Here is a 15,190-nt window from a genome sequence, read left to right as displayed (position 1 = left end):
GTTCTTCCACCGCCTTCCGTTGGGCGCCGCCCCCAATGGCATCGGCGGCATCAGTCCAGCACGCCACCACCCAGGACGCGATACAGCGTGACCCGATTGTCCAGCGCGCTGAGCTGCACGGTGAGCAGCGTCTGCTGCGCGGTGTACAGCGTGCGCTGCGCATCGAGCGCATTGAGGAAGGTGTCCACACCGCTGGTGTAGCGGGCCTGGGCCAGCCGATGGCTGTCGGCCGCCGCATCGACCAGGGCTGCCTGCGCAGACAACTGCTCGGCCACGGTGCCGCGGCGCGCCAGCGCGTCGGCCACTTCGCGGAATGCCGTCTGCACCGCCAGTTCGTAGGTGGACACATACAGCGACTGCTGCGCCTGCGTATAGGCCAGGTTGGCCTGGTTGGCGCCGCCGTCGAAGATCGGCAGCGTGACGGCAGGCGCCAATGACCACACCGTCGCCGCACCGCCGCTGAACAGCGAAGCCATGGCGGTGCTGGCAACGCCGCCCGCAGCGGTCAGCGACAGCTTCGGGAAGAAAGCGGCCCGCGCCGCGCCGATGTTGGCGGTGGCCGATTTCAGCTGGTGCTCGGCCTGCAGCACATCCGGCCGTGACAGCAGCACATCGGACGACAGGCCCGTCGGCACGTCCGCCAGCGCCGCGCCGTCGGCCGCGGGCAGGGCGGTCGGCAGCAGGGCGTCGGCTACCGGCGAGCCGGCCAGCAGCTCCAGCGCATTGCGGTCCTGCGCGATGGCGGTGGTGGTGCTGGCCAGGTCGGCACGCGCCTGCTGGTAGACGGTTTCCGCCTGGCTCACATCCACCCTCGATGCAACCCCCGCATCCCGCCGCTTCTGCGTGAGGGCCATCGAGCGCTGGGCGCTCTCCAGCGTCTGCTGCGCCAGCGCGAGTTTGCTGCGGTCTGCGCCCAGTGCCAGCCAGGCGCTGGCGGTTTCGGCGATCAGGCTGATGCGGGCGGCGCGGCCGGCTTCCTCGGTGGCCAGGTAGGTTTCCAGCGCCGCGTCGGACAGGCTGCGGACCCGGCCGAACAGGTCGATCTCGTACGAGCTGACGCTGAGGTTGGCGCTGGTGGTCTGGGTCTGCACCGTGCCGCTGCCATTTTCGGTACCGGTACCGGTGCCGGTGGCGGCCACCGAGCGCGCGCGCGTTCCGCTGACGCCGGCATTGACCGTCGGCAGCAGTGCTGCGCGCTGCCCCCAGTACTGCGCGCGGGCCGACTCGATGTTGGCGACCGTCTTGCGCAAGTCACGGCTGTGGGCCAGCGCCTGTGCGATGACCTGGCGCAGGCGGTCGTCCCGCACGAACTGCTGCCACGGAATGTCGGCTGCGGCCGCCTTGGCCGCGTCCGCTTCCGCTGCGGCAGGCGCATAGGCTGCGCCGGTCGGCCAGGTGGCAGGCACCGGCGCGGCTGGCCGCTCATAGGTCGGCGCCATCGAGCTGCAGGCGCCGAGCAGCACGGCCAGCGAGGAGGCGATCAGGGGTCTTTTCATGGTTGTTCTGCCTCTTGACCTGGGTTGCCGGTCGCCGTGTGGCCCCTCGGCTTGCCGAACAGCTTGCGCACCAGCACGAAGAACAGGGGCACGAAAAAGATGGCCAGCACGGTGGCGGTGATGGTGCCGCCGACGATGCCTGTGCCGATGGAAATGCGGCTGTTGGCACCCGCGCCACTCGACAGCGCCAGCGGCATCACCCCGGCGACGAAGGCCAGTGACGTCATCAGGATGGGCCGCAGCCGCAGCCGTGCGCCTTCGACGGCCGAGGCCACCAGATCCTTGCCGCCCCGGTAGGCGGCATCGGCGAATTCCACGATCAGGATCGCGTTCTTGGCCGACAGCCCGATGGTGGTCAGCAGCGCCACCTGGAAGTACACGTCGTTCTCCAGCCCGCGCAGCGTGGCAGCCGCCACGGCGCCGATCACGCCGAGCGGGATCACCAGCAGCACCGACAGGGGCACCGACCAGCTTTCGTACAGCGCCGCCAGGCAGAGGAAAACCACCAGCACCGAGATGGCGTACAGCTTGGCGGTCTGGCCGCTGGCAAGCCGCTCCTGGTAGCTCAGGCCGCTCCAGGCGAAGGCGGTGCCGGCGGGCAGCGCCTTGGCCAGGGTTTCCATTTCGTCCATGGCCTTGCCGGAGCTCACGCCGTCTGCGGCCGAACCCTGCAATGTGTAGCTGGCCAGGCCGTTGTAGCGCGCCAGGCTTTCCGGACCATAGGTCCACCGGGTGGTGGCGAAGGCCGAGAACGGCGTCATGCGGTTCGAGTCGCCGCGCACCCGCCAGTCGTCGATGTCTTCGGGCCGCGAGCGGAACGGTGCGTCGGCCTGCATGTAGACCTTCTTCACCCGCGCCCGGTCGATGAAGTCGTTGACGTAGGTGCCGGCCCAGGCCGAGCTGAGCGTGGCGTTGATGTCGGCCAGCGACAGGCCGAAGGAAAACGCCTTGGCCTGGTCGACGTCGACCTTCAACTGCGGCGTGTCTTCCAGGGAGCCGCTGCGCACCGCGGTCAGCTGCTCGTCCTTGCCCGCGTTGGCCATCAACTGGTCGCGCAGGGTCTTGAGCGTGGCGCGGTCGGTGCCGGCCTTGGCCTGTAGCTGGAACTCGAAACCGCCGGACTGGCCCAGGCCCTGGATGGCCGGCGGGTTGAGCGCGAAGATCTGGGCGTCGCGCACCTTGGACAGGGCCGCGGTGGACCGTGCCGAGACGGCGTCGGCGCGGTTCTCGGCGCCCGGACGCTCCGACCAGTCCTTCAGGGCCACGAAAGCCATGCCCGAGTTCTGCCCGCTGCCGGCGAAGTTGAAGCCGGCGATGGTGAAGATGGCTTCGGTGTTGGCCTTTTCGTTGACGAGGAACTGGTTCTCCACCGCCTTGGCGACCTCCAGCGTGCGCGCCACCGAAGCGCCCACCGGCAGCGTGTACTGGACCATCGCCTCGCCCTGGTCTTCATTGGGCAAAAAGCCCGATGGCAGGCGCAGGAACAGCACCGCCAGTGCCGCCACGATCAGGCCGTAGAACAGCATCCAGCGCAGCGGCGTCTTCAGGATGCGGACGACCCGGCCTTCGTACCGGTGCAGCAGCCGGTCGAAGCTTCGGTTGAACCAGCCGGCCAGGCCGCGCTGGCCGGTGCCCTGCGCGTGCGGCCTGAGCAGCGTGGCGCACAGGGCCGGCGTCAGCGTCAGCGCGACGACGACCGACAGCGCCATCGAGGCCACGATGGTGATCGAGAACTGCCGGTAGATGACCCCGGTCGAGCCGGCGAAGAAGGCCATCGGCAGGAACACCGCCGACAGCACCGTGGCGATGCCGACCAGCGCGCCGGTGATTTCGCCCATCGACCGGATGGTGGCCTCGCGCGGCGACAGGTGTTCCTCCCGCATCAGGCGCTCGACGTTTTCCACCACCACGATGGCATCGTCCACCAGCAGGCCGATGGACAGCACCATGCCGAACATCGTCAGCGTATTGATGGAGTAGCCGAACAGGGACAGCACGCCGAACGTGCCGAGCAGCACGACCGGCACGGCGATCGCCGGGATCAGCGTGGCGCGCCAGTTCTGCAGGAAGACGAACATCACCAACACCACCAGCGCGATGGCTTCGAACAGGGTCTTGACCACTTCTTCGATGGAGATGCGGATGAACTGGGTGCTGTCCTTCGGGTAGGCGACCTGGTAGCCGTCCGGCATGCCGCGCTGGAGGTCGGAGATGACCGCCCTGACGCGGGTCGCGGTCGAGAGGGCGTTGGCGCCGGGTGCGAGTTGCACCGCCATGCCCGAGGCCGGGTGACCGTTCAGGCGGGTGACGTTGTCGTAACTTTCGCTGCCCAGCTCGACCCGGGCGACGTCGCGCAGCAGCACCGTCGCGCCGGCGGCGTTGTGCTTGACCACGACCTGCTCGAACTGCTCCGGCGTCTGCAGCTTGGATTGCGCGGTGACGGTGGCGTTGAGCTGCTGCGTGCCGGCCGTGGGCAGCCCGCCGATCCTGCCGGCCGACACCTGGGTGTTCTGTGCCGAGATGGCGGTCTGCACGTCGGAAGGCATCAGGCCGTACGCCGCCAGCTTGTTCGGGTCCAGCCAGATGCGCATGGCGTATTGCGAGCCGAAGACCTGCACGCCGCCCACGCCATCGACGCGCGCAATGGGATCCTGCAGGTTGCTGACCAGGTAGTCGGCGATGTCGGTGGCGCTGGCCTGGTCCTTGCTGTCGTAGAGCGCCGCGATCAGCAGGAAATCGCTCTGCGACTTGGTGACGGTGACACCCAGCGTCTGCACCGCCTGCGGCAGCCGGGTGAGCGCCTGCTGCACCTTGTTCTGCACCTGAACCTGGGCGGTGTCCGGGTTCGTGCCCTGCTGGAAGGTGACGCTGATGCTGGCGTTGCCCGCCGAACTGCTGGTCGAGGAGAAGTACAGCAGTCCGTCCAGCCCGGTGAGTTGCTGCTCCAGGATCTGGGTGACGCTGTTTTCCACCGTCTCGGCCGAGGCGCCGGTGTAGGTGGCCGATATCCGCACCGTCGGTGGTGCGACATCGGGGTACTGCGCCACGGGCAGCGAGAAGATGGACATCGCGCCGGCCAGCATGATGACGATGGCGATGACCCAGGCGAAGATGGGCCGGTTGACGAAGAAGCGGGCGAGCATGGATCAGCGCTCCTGGGCCGTCTTGGCTGGCGCCGTGGCGGCCACCGGGGCTTTGCTCGTGGTGACCTCCACCGGCTTGACCGTGTCGCCCGCTTTGACTTGCCGCTGCCCTCCACCACCAGGCGGTCGCCCGCAGACAGGCCGTCGCTGACCAGCCACTGGTCGCCGATGGAACGCTGGGTGGTCACCGCCACGCTGCGGACCTTGTCTCCGTCCCCCACGACCAGGGCCGTCGCCTGGCCCTTGGGGTCGCGGCTGATGCCCTGCTGCGGCGCCAGCAGGCCCTTCTGGTCGACGGCCTCGTCGAGCACGGCCCGCACGTACATGCCGGGCAGCAGGGTGCCGTCGGGGTTGGGAAACTCGGCCCGCAAGGTGACCGAGCCCGTCGCTTCGTCCACCGCCACTTCGCTGAACTTGAGTTTGCCGGTGCGCGCGTAGGACGAGCCGTCCTCCAGCTTCAGCTTGACCGCCGTGCTGCCCGGCAGGACGCCATCGGCCGACAGCAGCTGGCGCAGGCGCAGCAGCGAAGCGCTGGACTGGGTCAGATCGACATAGATCGGGTCCAGCGCGCGGATGGTGGCCAGCGCGTCGGTCTGGCTGGCGGTGACCAGCGCACCCGGCGTCACGCTGGACTTGCCGATGCGCCCGGAGATGGGAGCCCGGACCTGCGTGTATTCGAGGTTGATGCGGGCGCTGGCCAGCGCGGCCTTCTGCAGCGCGACGGCAGCCAGCGCCTGCTGGTAGGCGGCGCGGGCGTCGTCGGCGTCCTGGCGCGACACGCCCTCGATTTTCAGCAGGTCGGTGTAGCGCTCGTCCTTCAATCGTGCGGCCGACACCGCCGCCTGCGCATTGGCGAGCGATGCCGCCGCCTGGTCGGCCGCTGCCTGGTACGTGGCGGGATCAATGAGATACAGCACCTGGCCGGCGCGAACCAAGGCACCCTCTTCGAATTTGCGGGCCTTGACGATGCCCCCCACCTGCGGCCGCACGTCGCTCGACAGCGATGCGGCGGTGCGACCGGCCAGTTCCGTCGTCAGCGCGACCGGCTGCGTCTTGAGGGTGACCACGCCCACTTCGGCCGGGCCGCGCGCGGGCGGTGCGTCAGACTTGCTGCAGGCCGTGACCAGAAGGCCGGAGCAGGCAAGGGCCATCAGGAGACGGGAACCCCGCCGCGCATTGTTCTGTCTATGGTTCATACCAAGCTGTTTTTTGGGTGTGAACGTTCATTCTCATTTCTGTGAGAGCTACATACATTTCGCCAAGGTAAAGATCTTGAAAAAATCCGACCGCCGGACCACCGGCCAGCTGCCGGCAGCGCGGCCCACCAAAGCCGAGCGCGATGAATTGCGCCGCAACGAAATCGTGACCGCCGCGCGCGAGTGCGTCTTGCGGCGCGGGTTCCACGCCTCCAGCATGGCCGAGATCGCCGCGCGCGCGCAGATGAGCGTGGGGCAGGTCTACCGCTATTTCGCCAACAAGGAAGCCATCGTCCACGCCATCGTCGAACGGATCGTTTCGCAAAGACTGGAGTGGGTCGCCAGCACTGCGCGGCAGATCGACCGGCCCCGGATGCTGGCCCGCCGCCTTTTCTCCGACGAGCGCGCGGAAAAAGACGACCATGCGCTGCTGCTGGAAGTCACCGCGGAAGCCACCCGGAATCCGGCCGTGGCCGAGATCGTGCGTGCTGCCGACCGGAGACTGCACGCGCAGGGCGTGGAGGCCGTGCGGCAAGACCATCCGCACCTCAGTGATCGAGAGATCTCGGCCCGGGTGGAGTTCATGGCGGTCCTGGCGGAAGGCACGGCCTTTCGCAGGCTGACGGACCATCCTGCCGATCCGCAGTTGCTCGAAGCCATCTATAGCGAGGTCATCGGGCGCCTGCTGCCCGGTGACAGCGCATTACCGGGCCAGGTCACGCAAGACCGTGGCACGGCCGACAACGCCATGCTGGGGGTGCCGCAGGGTGGGAAGTCCAGGTAGTCCGCCCGTCGCGGTCGTCACGCTGCGGGCGGACTCGGGCAGCGGGATGGCAGGGGCACGGCGCTGGCTGTGAGGGGGCGCCGATGCGGCGAGGAGGCAAGGAGGCGGCGAGACCGCTCGCCCGTTGACGGAGGCCGCCGTTCAAGCCCCCGTCAAGCCTCCGACTAATTCATCTTTTTTGAATCGGTGGCTCAATTTCGTTGAAACTTGGCGCACGGCCTGGCCTCTAGACTGCCACGGCGCTCGCTGCCCGGCGGGCCGTTCCAGGCCCCCCTGTCTGCTTCCCCACGAAACCCATGTCTTCAGCCTTGCCCACTTCTGCCCCGGCGCGTTACAGCGCCACCGCCATCGCCCTGCACTGGGTGGTGGGACTCGCCATCGTGGCGGTGTTCTGCGTGGGCTGGTACATGACGGGGCTGCCGTTCTCGCCCCAGCGGCTGAAGCTCTACAACTGGCACAAGTGGGCCGGCGTCACCATCCTCACGCTGTCGGTGCTGCGCCTCGTCTGGCGCATCACGCACCGCCCGCCCGCGCTGCCGGCGGCGATCGAGCACGCCATGCCGCGCTGGCAGCAAGTGGCGCACCATGCCACCCATCATCTGCTCTACGCGCTCTTCTTCATCGTGCCGCTGGTGGGCTGGGCCTATAGCTCCGCGGCGGGCTTTCCCATCGTGTTCCTGGGCATCGTGCCGCTGCCGAGCTTCGTGCCCGTGAGCCCCGAACTGGCCGAGGCCATCAAGCCCTGGCACGAGATCACGGCCTACGCGCTGGCGGCGTTGGTGGTGCTACATGTGGCGGCTGCGCTCAAGCACCATGTCATCGACCGCGACGGCCTGCTCTCGCGCATGTTGCCGGGGCGGGGCTGAGCGCCTCGTTCCTCCCCCGCTTTTCCCTGTTTTCCCTTTCCCTTTTTTCCTGACGGAGTTTCTCCATGCGTGTTCTGACCACCTCCCTGGCCGGCCTGGCCTTCGCCTCCAGCGCATTGATGGCGGCAGCGCCCGCCTGGGCCCAGCAGGCCCTGGTGCCCGCGCAGAGCGAAATCCTCTTCGTGAGCAAGCAGATGGGCGTGCCGGTGGAAGGCCGCTTCAAGAAGTTCGACGCCCAGGTCGCCTTCGACCCGGCCAAGCCGGCCACCAGCAAGATCGCCTTCACGGTGGATACCGGCAGCGCCACGCTGGGCGTCAAGGAATCCGATGCCGAGCTGCCCAAGGCCGTCTGGTTCAACGTGCCGAAGTTTCCGCAGGCCACCTTCCAGTCCACCGCCATCAAGGCCACCGGCCCCGGCAAATACGACGTGGCCGGCAAGCTGAGCATCAAGGGCGCCACGCAGGACGTGACGGTGCCCGTGACCCTCACGCAGAGCGGCAACATCACCACCGCCACCGGTGCCTTCGGCATCAAGCGCCTGGCGTTCAAGATCGGCGAGAACGAATGGGCCGACACCTCGATGGTGGCCGACGACGTTCAGGTGAAGTTCAAGCTCGCGCTGACCGGCGTGGGCAAGCTCTGACACTGTTTTTCGCTTCTCCTTTTTTCTTCGTTCTTCCTTCAACCTGGAGCTATCGACATGCGCAAATCTCTTTTCGCCCTGGCCGCCGTGGCCGCCACCCTGGCTGCCGGCGCCGCGCGCGCCGAAACCGCCACCTACGCGGTGGAACCCACCCATACCTTCGCCACGTTCGAGATCAGCCACTTCGGCGCCGCCGTGAACCGCGGCCGTTTCGACAAGAAGGAAGGCACCGTGGAACTGGACAAGGCCGCCAAGACCGGCAAGGTGGACATCACCTTCCAGATCAATTCCATCAACACAGGCGTGGCTCCGTTCGACAAGCACCTGCAGAGCGCCGACATCTTCGACGCCGCGAAGTACCCCACGGCCAGGTTCGTGGGCGACAAGTTCGTCTTCGAGGGCGACAAGCTGGTGTCCGTCACGGGCGAGCTGACCATCAAGGGCAAGGCGCAACCGGCTACGTTCAAGGCCAACCAGTTCGCCTGCTACCAGAGCCCCATGCTCAAGCGTGAAGTCTGCGGCGGCGACTTCGAGACCACCATCGACCGCACCCAGTTCGGCGTGGACTACGGCGTGCAGTTCGGCATGCCGAAGAACGTGCGCATCGTGGCGCAGATCGAAGCCGTCAAGCAGTGATCGGCGGTTGAACCCGTGGGGCTGCCAGTTCGCTGGCGGCCGCGCGTGGAGGGCTGGCTGCGGGCGACCGGGCCGGCCCTTTTTCTTTGCGGTCAGGTCTGCGGACAGGCCAGAAAGGCCGGCAGCCGCTCCGCCGCTTCGGCGAAGGCCGCGATGCACGGATGCCCCTGCGCCTGCACCTGGCCCGGCAGGAGCAGCTGCGTGAAGCTCCAGGCCACGGCCGTGGCCACGCCGCCTTGCGTCAGGGCGGCCGTTTCGGGCGCCAGCGGGGCCTGCGCCAGCCCGGTCTCCAGCGCACCGAAGGCCGCGTGGAGCTGGCCCTGCACGCGGTCCAGCCACGGCTGGTGCTGCTTTTCGGCCGGCCGCAGATTGCGCTCATAGACGATCTGCACGGTCTTCTCGCACGCGGCCAGAGCCAGCCCGGCCAGACGCATGTCGCGGCGCAGTGCGGCGGGTTCGGGCGGCGCCAGCCGCCTGTCGCCCAGCGTGTCGGCCCACTGCAGGATCAGGCTCGAATCCATCAGCACCTCACCTGTTTCGCACACCAGCGTGGGCGCCTTGACCACCGGGTTGACGCGGCCAAAGGCTTCGAAGGTGCTGAACACCGACAGCGGCACGTGCTCGAACGGCAGGCCCAGCAGGTGCAGCGACACGCCAACGCGGCGCACATAGGGAGAATCAAACATTCCGATGAGTTGCATGGCGGACGGGGTCGATGGAGACAGAGGATGACAACGATAGCCCGCACCCGCCGCCGGCAGGAAGGGGCAGGCATCGGAAATGGCCGGCCTGTACCGATGACTCATCTGCCCACCGAGGAAGCGAAGCGATGGAACTGGACAAGAAAGACCGCCTGATCCTGCAGGCGCTGCAAGCCGATGCACGGCAGAGCCTGGCCGGGCTGGGCAAGCGCATCGGTCTGTCGCAACCTGCGATGAGCGAGCGGGTGCGCAAGCTGGAGGCGGCGGGCGTCATCGAGGGCTACGGCGCGCGGGTCAACCTGCGCGCCATCGGCGTGGGGCTGCAGGCGATCATCCGCATACAGACCACGCATGCGGGCATCGCGTCCTATGTGCAGATCTTCCAGCAGATGCCCGAGGTGTTGGAGGCCGATCGCGTGACCGGCGAGGACTGCTTCATCGTGCGCTGCGCCATCGCCCAGCCGGCGGATCTGGAGCGCGTGGTGGATGCATTGGCCGCGCACGGGGCGGTCACCACCTCGCTGGTGCTCTCCAGCCCGGTGCGCAAGGCGGTGACGGTACCGCTGTAGCCGCCACGCTGCCTCCTGCTGCATTCGTTCGATGCACGGGCGGCCGGGCGGGGCGGCGGCACTGCAGCCGGCAGAGATCTACAGTGCGCTCAGCACCTCATCCAGGCGCTCCACCAGCAGGTCTGCATGCTCGCGCTGGAACACCAGCGGGGGCCGGATCTTGAGCACGTTGCCGTCAGGGCCGGTCGCGCTCAGCAGTACCTGGCGCCGGCGCAGGCCGTTGACCACCCGGGCGGCCTGGGCCGTGGCCGGTGCGCGCGTGGTGCGATCGGCCAGCAGTTCCAGGCCCACGAACAGGCCGGCGCCGCGCGCCTCGCCGACGATGGCGTGGCGCTCGCCCAGCGCTGCGAGCCTTTCCCGCAGATAGGTGCCCACCTGCAGGGCGTTGGCCTGCAGGTCGTTCTGTTCGATCACGCCCAGCACGGCAGAGGCCGCTGCCATCGAGACGGGGTTGCCGCCGAAGGTGTTGAAGTAGCGGCTCGCCTGGCCGAAGGCCTTCATGACCTCCGGCCGCACCGCGAGGCCCGCGACCGGATGTCCGTTGCCCATGGGTTTGCCCATGGTGACGATGTCGGGCACCACGCCGTGCCGCAGAAACCCCCAGAAGGCCTCGCCCGTACGGCCGAAGCCAGGCTGCACCTCATCGGCGATGAACACGCCGCCGGCCGCGTGGATGGCATCCACGGCACCCTGCAGAAAGCCGGCCGGGCCCGTGAACACGCCGTCGCTGGAGAACACCGTGTCCACCAGCAGCGCGGCGGGTTTCAGGCCGTGGGCCTGCAGGTCGGCGATGGCCGCGCGCACGCCGTCGGCGAAGCGCTGTCCCGTCCCCGCGTCGCCGCCTTCGGGAGCATCGACCAGTCGCACATGGTCGCCGATGCGCACGTACTGTCCCAGCGAGGGCGAGGCGCAGGCCAGCGCCGAGGTCACGCCGTGGTAGGCGAAGCGCGTCACGATGAGGCCGGTGCCTCCGGTGTGGGCGGTGGCGATGCGCATCGCCAGGTCGTTGGCCTCGCTGCCGGTGCAGGTGAAGGTGGCGTGGCCGAGTTCGGGCGGCATGGTGGCCAGCAGCCGTTCTGCGTAGTCGAGGATGCCCTCGTGCAGGTAACGGGTGTGCGTGTTGAGCACCGAAGCCTGGCGCGCAATGGCTTCCACCACTTCGGGCCGCGCATGGCCCAGCGGCACGACGTTGTTGTAGGCATCCAGCCAAGGGGTGCCGGCGGCGTCGTAGAGCCACACGCCTTCGCCGCGCACGGGATGGAACGGCTCATCGTAGAACAGCCGGTAGGCCGGGCTCAGCAGGCGCGCGCGGCGTGCCAGCAGGCCGGCGGTGGAAGTGGTGTCAGGCATGGGTCGGCTCCTGGGTGCTGCGGGCGGCGTGTATGGCGTGCTGCACCTGTTCCGGGGTGAGGTCTGCGCAGGCGGCGAGGCGTGCCCACGAAATCGCGTTGTTGCGCAGGAGGTAGGGCGCGTTGTCCGGCTGTCTGGCGGCGCGCCAGCCGCTGATCGCCACCACCATCGCCAGGCGCGCCCGCACGAGGTCGAGCAGGGCGAAGGTTTCTGCTTCGGCCAGCGGCGAGACGGCGTGGTAGTCGGCCGCGAACCGCGCGATGGTGGCCAGCGCTTCGCCCGGGGCCTGGCTTTCCGCGTCGAGGTGGTACGAGGCCGCGACGGCGAGGTCGTCCACCAGCGGCGCGTGCACCATATCGCCGAAGTCCAGGATGCCGGCGACGCGGGAAGGCTCCGCCGGGTCGACGAGCAGGTTGTAGAGGTTGAAGTCGTTGTGGATCGGCTGGCGGCGCAGGCTGGCCAGCACCGGCTTCGTGCGCCGCGCGAATCCGTCGAGCGCGGCTTCGGCCAGGGCGCGGCGGGCCGGGTCGGCCACGTGCGCGAGCAGTGGGCGCACGCGGTCGGCGCGCTGGATGTCCCACGGCAGCTCGCGTGCGGCGGCGGGGTGATCCAGGCCGGCCAGGGCTCGGTCCAGCCGGGCCAGCATGCGGGCCACGCTGCTGCGCTGCGCCGAAGAGCGCGGTGCCTGCGGCATGGGCTGGCCTTCGAGATAGCTGAACACGCGGGCCACGCGCGTGCGGCCTTCGGCGTCCTCGATCTGCGCCGAGGGTGCGCCGTGCCGGTCGGGCAGCAGGCGCTGCACGGGCAGGCCGGGGTCGGTGCGGGCGATGTGCAGCAGGGCCTGTGTCTGGAAGTCCGCGACGATGGGGTCTTCGTCGGGGTGCGAGAGCTTGAGCATGCAGCGCGGGCCGCCGCCGTCCGGCTCCAGCAGGAAGTTGGCATCGCGTTCGCCCGTGAGCGGCTGGAGCCGGCCCTGCAGGCCATGCAGGCGCTGCAGCAGGGCGGCGGCCCAGTTGGTGTCGACGGGTGCGGGCGGTGCAGTGAGCACGGCTGCTTCGGGCAGGGCCGCGCGGATCGCTGTGTCCAGGTCGTGCATGTTCATGCCGCACCCTCGAATCCCGCCAGAGCGCTTTCCAGATTCGGCCCCAGGTCCTCGGACAGGTAGCCGCCTTCCTGCACCAGCACCGTGGGCAGGCCCAGCCGTGCGATCTCGCCCAGGATGCGGCCGAAGCCCGGCGTGCTGACGGCCAGCATCTGGTAGGGATCGTGTTCGTGCGCATCCAGGCCCAGCGCCACGACGAGCGCGCCGGGCGCATAGGCACGGACCGTGGCGGCGGCCGTGGCCAGCGCGGCCAGGAAGCCGTCGTCCCGGGTGCCCCGGGCCAGCGGCAGGTTCAGGTTGTAGCCCAGGCCTTCTCCTTCACCGACCTCGTGCGCATGGCCCGTGAAGAAGGGCGTGCAGAAGTGCGGGTCGGCATGCAGCGAGACGGTCAGCACGTCCCTGCGGCGCCAGAAGATGCCCTGCGTGCCGTTGCCGTGGTGCACGTCGATGTCGAGGATGGCCACCCGGTCGTGCCGCTGGCGCAGGTGCTGGGCGGCGATAGCGGCGTTGTTGAGGTAGGTGAAGCCGTTGGCACGATCGGCGTAGGCATGGTGGCCTGGTGGGCGGCACAGCGCATAGGCGGCATGCTCGCCCTCCAGCACGAGCTGGGCCGCGTGGGTGGCGACGTGCGCCGACCAGGTCGCGGCATGCCAGGTGTGCCGGCCGATGGAGCAGGCCATGTCGCCCATGTGGTAGCCGGCCTGGCCGACCAGGCTGTCGGGGTAGGTGAAGGGCTGGCCCGGGAACGGATGGACGTTGGGCAGGACCTCTTCGGATGCGCCTTCCAGCTGCTGCCAGCGTTCCCACGCGGTCTCCAGGAAGCGCAGGTACTGCGGCGTGTGGATCGCCGCGCGCGGGCCGGGGCCGAAGTCTTCGGGCGCCAGGATGTCATGGCCTTGCCGGCGCGCGGCCTGCAGCAGCAGCGTGCCGCGCTCGGGCTGCTCGTTGCTGCGCTTCATGCGACCGCGCACGATGAATTGCTGGGGATCGTGGCCGACGTGCTGGTCGCTGTAGATGACTTTCATGCAGGGCTTTCCGGGTCCGGTGAGGAGGATCTTTCTCAGGTCTTGAACAGGCTGGCTGCATGCGCCTTGGCGTCTTCCAGGTGAAAGCGCAGCGCGTGCTGCACGGCTTCCACGTCGCGCCGGGCCAGCGCGTGGGCGATGGGCCGGTGCGTCTCGGCCAGGGCCTTGAGGTCGCCGTAGCTGCCTTCGCTCAGGGCGAGGAACATGCGCACCTCGGTCTGCATGTTGTCGAACAGGCGGTGCAGATAGTGGTTGCCCGACAGCGCGCTGATCGCGAAGTGGAAGTCCAGGTCCAGCGCCACCCGCTCGGCCGAAGGCAGGACCTCGGCACGCGCGACCATGTCGTCCACCCGCGCATCGAGCCCGGCCAGCTCGGCATCGCTCGCATGCTGGCAGGCCAGCGCTGCGCCCAGCAGTTCGAGCTGGATGCGCACGTCGTACAGATCGCACACCTGCTTGGCCGAGACCGTGCGCACCGTGAAGCCGTGGCGGGGGCGCGAGACCAGCAGGCCCAGGCTTTCGAGCCGGCGCGCCGCCTCGCGCACGGGCGCGCGGCTCACGCCCATCTGGCGGGCGAGCTCGGCCTCGACGATGCGCTCGCCCGGCGCGATCCGGCCCGAGAGGATCGCGTCCTGCAGCTGGGTTTCGACCACGCCGACCAGGTCGGGCACCTGGATCGAGGAGAAGGCGGGTGCCGCGGCGCCGGAGGGGCTGATTCGGGTGCTCATGTCGTGTTTCCTGTCTTGCGTGTGCCCGGAATCATGCCGGACGGCGCCCGCGTGCGAGCGACACCCCGGCGATGGCGATCAGCGCCATGCCCAGCAGTGCCGGGGTGTCCGGCGGCCGCTCGAACCACAGCGTGCTGATCAAGACGGCCAGCAGCAATTGCACATAGTTGAGTGGCGCCAGCGTGGCCGCGCCCACGCGGCGGAACGCGGCCAGCAACAGCAGCTGAGCGCTGCCGCTGATCGCGCCGCCGGCCGCCAGCACGGCCGCCTCGGGCCAGGGCGGCAGCGCGGTGGAAGTGGTGAACAGCATCGGCAGGCTGGTGATCAGCAGGCAGGCCAGGGCCGTGTGCGCGAATTGCATGGGAGCGGGCACCAGGCCGGAGAGCTTGCGCGTGAGCACCTGGAACACGGCATAGCAGACGGCTGAGACGGCCATGAGCAGCGTGCCGGCAAGCGGCAGGCTGCCGCCGGGTCGCACGATGCACAGCATGCCCGCAAAGCCGAGCAGCACGGCTGTCCACTGCGTGCGGCCCACGCGTTCGCCGAGCAGCCAGGGTGAGAGCGCCACCATGATCAGCGGCGCCGTGAAATAGATGGCCGTGGCCTCCGCCAGCGGCATGGTGACCAGCGCCGCCATGAAGCAGGTGGCCACCACGGCCAGCGCCACGCTGCGCGCCGCCAGCAGCCGCTGGTGCGGCTGGCGCCAGATGCGCAGGTCGCCATGGCGCAGCAGGAGCGCGAAGGCCAGCAGGGCGATAGCGCTGTACCGCCCCAGGTTCACGACGGCCGGCGGGTAGTGCGCCACCATGTGCTTGGCGAACGCGTCGTAGGCCGCGAACAGCACCAGCGCGCAGAGGAACAGCGCGACGCCGGCGGCCGCGCTGTCTCCACGCGCGGCAGATGGCTGGGACGGGGCGGGCAGGGTGGTCATGCGCCGTGCCGTAGAGCGC

13 protein-coding genes and 1 pseudogene are annotated in these 15,190 nt (G+C 69.0%); 5 read left to right on the top strand and 9 right to left on the bottom strand.

Annotated elements, in window-relative coordinates; genetic code table 11:
* Positions 1–50: 50 nt before the first annotated feature.
* From ASF94_RS12025 to ASF94_RS20860, 3 genes and pseudogenes are all read right to left on the bottom strand, one after another.
* Positions 51–1,496 carry an efflux transporter outer membrane subunit gene (locus ASF94_RS12025; protein ID WP_056666363.1) on the bottom strand — a complete coding sequence of 482 codons (1,446 nt, stop codon included), beginning with the start codon at positions 1,494–1,496 and terminating at the stop codon, positions 51–53.
* Positions 1,493–4,639 carry an efflux RND transporter permease subunit gene (locus ASF94_RS12020; protein WP_056666360.1) on the bottom strand — a complete coding sequence of 1,049 codons (3,147 nt, stop codon included), beginning with the start codon at positions 4,637–4,639 and terminating at the stop codon, positions 1,493–1,495. The genes ASF94_RS12025 and ASF94_RS12020 overlap by 4 nt, the downstream gene beginning before the upstream one ends.
* 161 nt (positions 4,640–4,800) lie before the next feature.
* Positions 4,801–5,790, bottom strand: a pseudogene (locus ASF94_RS20860) (efflux RND transporter periplasmic adaptor subunit); the annotation flags it as partial.
* Between the two features lie 64 nt (positions 5,791–5,854).
* Between ASF94_RS20860 and ASF94_RS21300 the strand changes: the two are divergent.
* From ASF94_RS21300 to ASF94_RS11995, 4 genes are all read left to right on the top strand, one after another.
* On the top strand, positions 5,855–6,619 hold the full coding sequence (locus tag ASF94_RS21300) for a TetR/AcrR family transcriptional regulator (protein ID WP_235505365.1): 765 nt from the start codon (positions 5,855–5,857) through the stop codon (positions 6,617–6,619).
* A gap of 296 nt (positions 6,620–6,915) precedes the next feature.
* Positions 6,916–7,485: a cytochrome b gene (locus tag ASF94_RS12005; RefSeq protein WP_056666355.1), complete on the top strand. Its 570-nt coding sequence runs from the start codon at positions 6,916–6,918 to the stop codon at positions 7,483–7,485.
* Between the two features lie 65 nt (positions 7,486–7,550).
* A complete protein-coding gene (locus ASF94_RS12000; protein WP_056666352.1) occupies positions 7,551–8,129 on the top strand; it encodes a YceI family protein in 579 nt (192 codons plus the stop codon).
* A 57-nt stretch (positions 8,130–8,186) separates the two neighbouring features.
* Positions 8,187–8,765, top strand: coding sequence for a YceI family protein (locus ASF94_RS11995; protein WP_056666347.1), 579 nt, complete (start codon positions 8,187–8,189; stop codon positions 8,763–8,765).
* A gap of 92 nt (positions 8,766–8,857) precedes the next feature.
* On the opposite strand, the gene ASF94_RS11990 is transcribed toward ASF94_RS11995, so the two are convergent.
* Complete coding sequence (locus ASF94_RS11990; RefSeq protein WP_056666345.1) at positions 8,858–9,466, bottom strand: glutathione S-transferase N-terminal domain-containing protein; 609 nt, start codon at positions 9,464–9,466, stop codon at positions 8,858–8,860.
* A gap of 128 nt (positions 9,467–9,594) precedes the next feature.
* On the opposite strand from ASF94_RS11990, the gene ASF94_RS11985 reads away from it, so the two are divergent.
* A complete protein-coding gene (locus tag ASF94_RS11985; RefSeq protein ID WP_056666343.1) occupies positions 9,595–10,035 on the top strand; it encodes an Lrp/AsnC family transcriptional regulator in 441 nt (146 codons plus the stop codon).
* A gap of 78 nt (positions 10,036–10,113) precedes the next feature.
* Here ASF94_RS11985 and ASF94_RS11980 read toward each other — a convergent pair whose 3' ends face one another.
* Genes ASF94_RS11980 through ASF94_RS11960 form a run of 5 tightly spaced genes read right to left on the bottom strand, consistent with a single transcriptional unit; the run spans position 10,114 to position 15,171 of the window.
* Positions 10,114–11,385 (bottom strand): aspartate aminotransferase family protein, encoded by a 1,272-nt coding sequence (locus tag ASF94_RS11980; RefSeq protein WP_056666340.1) that lies wholly within the window; start codon positions 11,383–11,385, stop codon positions 10,114–10,116.
* Positions 11,378–12,487 carry a phosphotransferase gene (locus ASF94_RS11975; RefSeq protein WP_056666339.1) on the bottom strand — a complete coding sequence of 370 codons (1,110 nt, stop codon included), beginning with the start codon at positions 12,485–12,487 and terminating at the stop codon, positions 11,378–11,380. The genes ASF94_RS11980 and ASF94_RS11975 overlap by 8 nt, the downstream gene beginning before the upstream one ends.
* Positions 12,484–13,512: a histone deacetylase family protein gene (locus ASF94_RS11970; protein ID WP_056666335.1), complete on the bottom strand. Its 1,029-nt coding sequence runs from the start codon at positions 13,510–13,512 to the stop codon at positions 12,484–12,486. Before ASF94_RS11970 ends, ASF94_RS11975 begins: the two co-directional genes overlap by 4 nt.
* Before the next feature lie 35 nt (positions 13,513–13,547).
* The gene (locus tag ASF94_RS11965; RefSeq protein WP_056666333.1) at positions 13,548–14,240 is read right to left on the bottom strand and encodes a GntR family transcriptional regulator; all 693 of its coding nucleotides are present in this window, start codon (positions 14,238–14,240) and stop codon (positions 13,548–13,550) included.
* Between the two features lie 31 nt (positions 14,241–14,271).
* Complete coding sequence (locus ASF94_RS11960) at positions 14,272–15,171, bottom strand: DMT family transporter (RefSeq protein WP_056666329.1); 900 nt, start codon at positions 15,169–15,171, stop codon at positions 14,272–14,274.
* Positions 15,172–15,190 lie beyond the last annotated feature (19 nt).

Source organism: Acidovorax sp. Leaf160 (genome assembly GCF_001424265.1).
Lineage (GTDB): Bacteria > Pseudomonadota > Gammaproteobacteria > Burkholderiales > Burkholderiaceae_C > Paracidovorax.
Note: the sequence above shows the minus strand (reverse complement) of the source record. Positions and strands in the feature narration are given on the sequence as shown.

Coding starts and splice junctions, on each gene's coding strand:
- ASF94_RS11980 (WP_056666340.1), bottom strand. CDS start 11,385: ATGCCTGACACCACTTCCACCGCCGGCCTGCTGGCACGCCGCGCGCGC.
- ASF94_RS12020 (WP_056666360.1), bottom strand. CDS start 4,639: ATGCTCGCCCGCTTCTTCGTCAACCGGCCCATCTTCGCCTGGGTCATC.
- ASF94_RS11960 (WP_056666329.1), bottom strand. CDS start 15,171: ATGACCACCCTGCCCGCCCCGTCCCAGCCATCTGCCGCGCGTGGAGAC.
- ASF94_RS12000 (WP_056666352.1), top strand. CDS start 7,551: ATGCGTGTTCTGACCACCTCCCTGGCCGGCCTGGCCTTCGCCTCCAGC.
- ASF94_RS11965 (WP_056666333.1), bottom strand. CDS start 14,240: ATGAGCACCCGAATCAGCCCCTCCGGCGCCGCGGCACCCGCCTTCTCC.
- ASF94_RS12025 (WP_056666363.1), bottom strand. CDS start 1,496: ATGAAAAGACCCCTGATCGCCTCCTCGCTGGCCGTGCTGCTCGGCGCC.
- ASF94_RS11985 (WP_056666343.1), top strand. CDS start 9,595: ATGGAACTGGACAAGAAAGACCGCCTGATCCTGCAGGCGCTGCAAGCC.
- ASF94_RS11990 (WP_056666345.1), bottom strand. CDS start 9,466: ATGCAACTCATCGGAATGTTTGATTCTCCCTATGTGCGCCGCGTTGGC.
- ASF94_RS11995 (WP_056666347.1), top strand. CDS start 8,187: ATGCGCAAATCTCTTTTCGCCCTGGCCGCCGTGGCCGCCACCCTGGCT.
- ASF94_RS11975 (WP_056666339.1), bottom strand. CDS start 12,487: ATGAACATGCACGACCTGGACACAGCGATCCGCGCGGCCCTGCCCGAA.
- ASF94_RS11970 (WP_056666335.1), bottom strand. CDS start 13,512: ATGAAAGTCATCTACAGCGACCAGCACGTCGGCCACGATCCCCAGCAA.
- ASF94_RS12005 (WP_056666355.1), top strand. CDS start 6,916: ATGTCTTCAGCCTTGCCCACTTCTGCCCCGGCGCGTTACAGCGCCACC.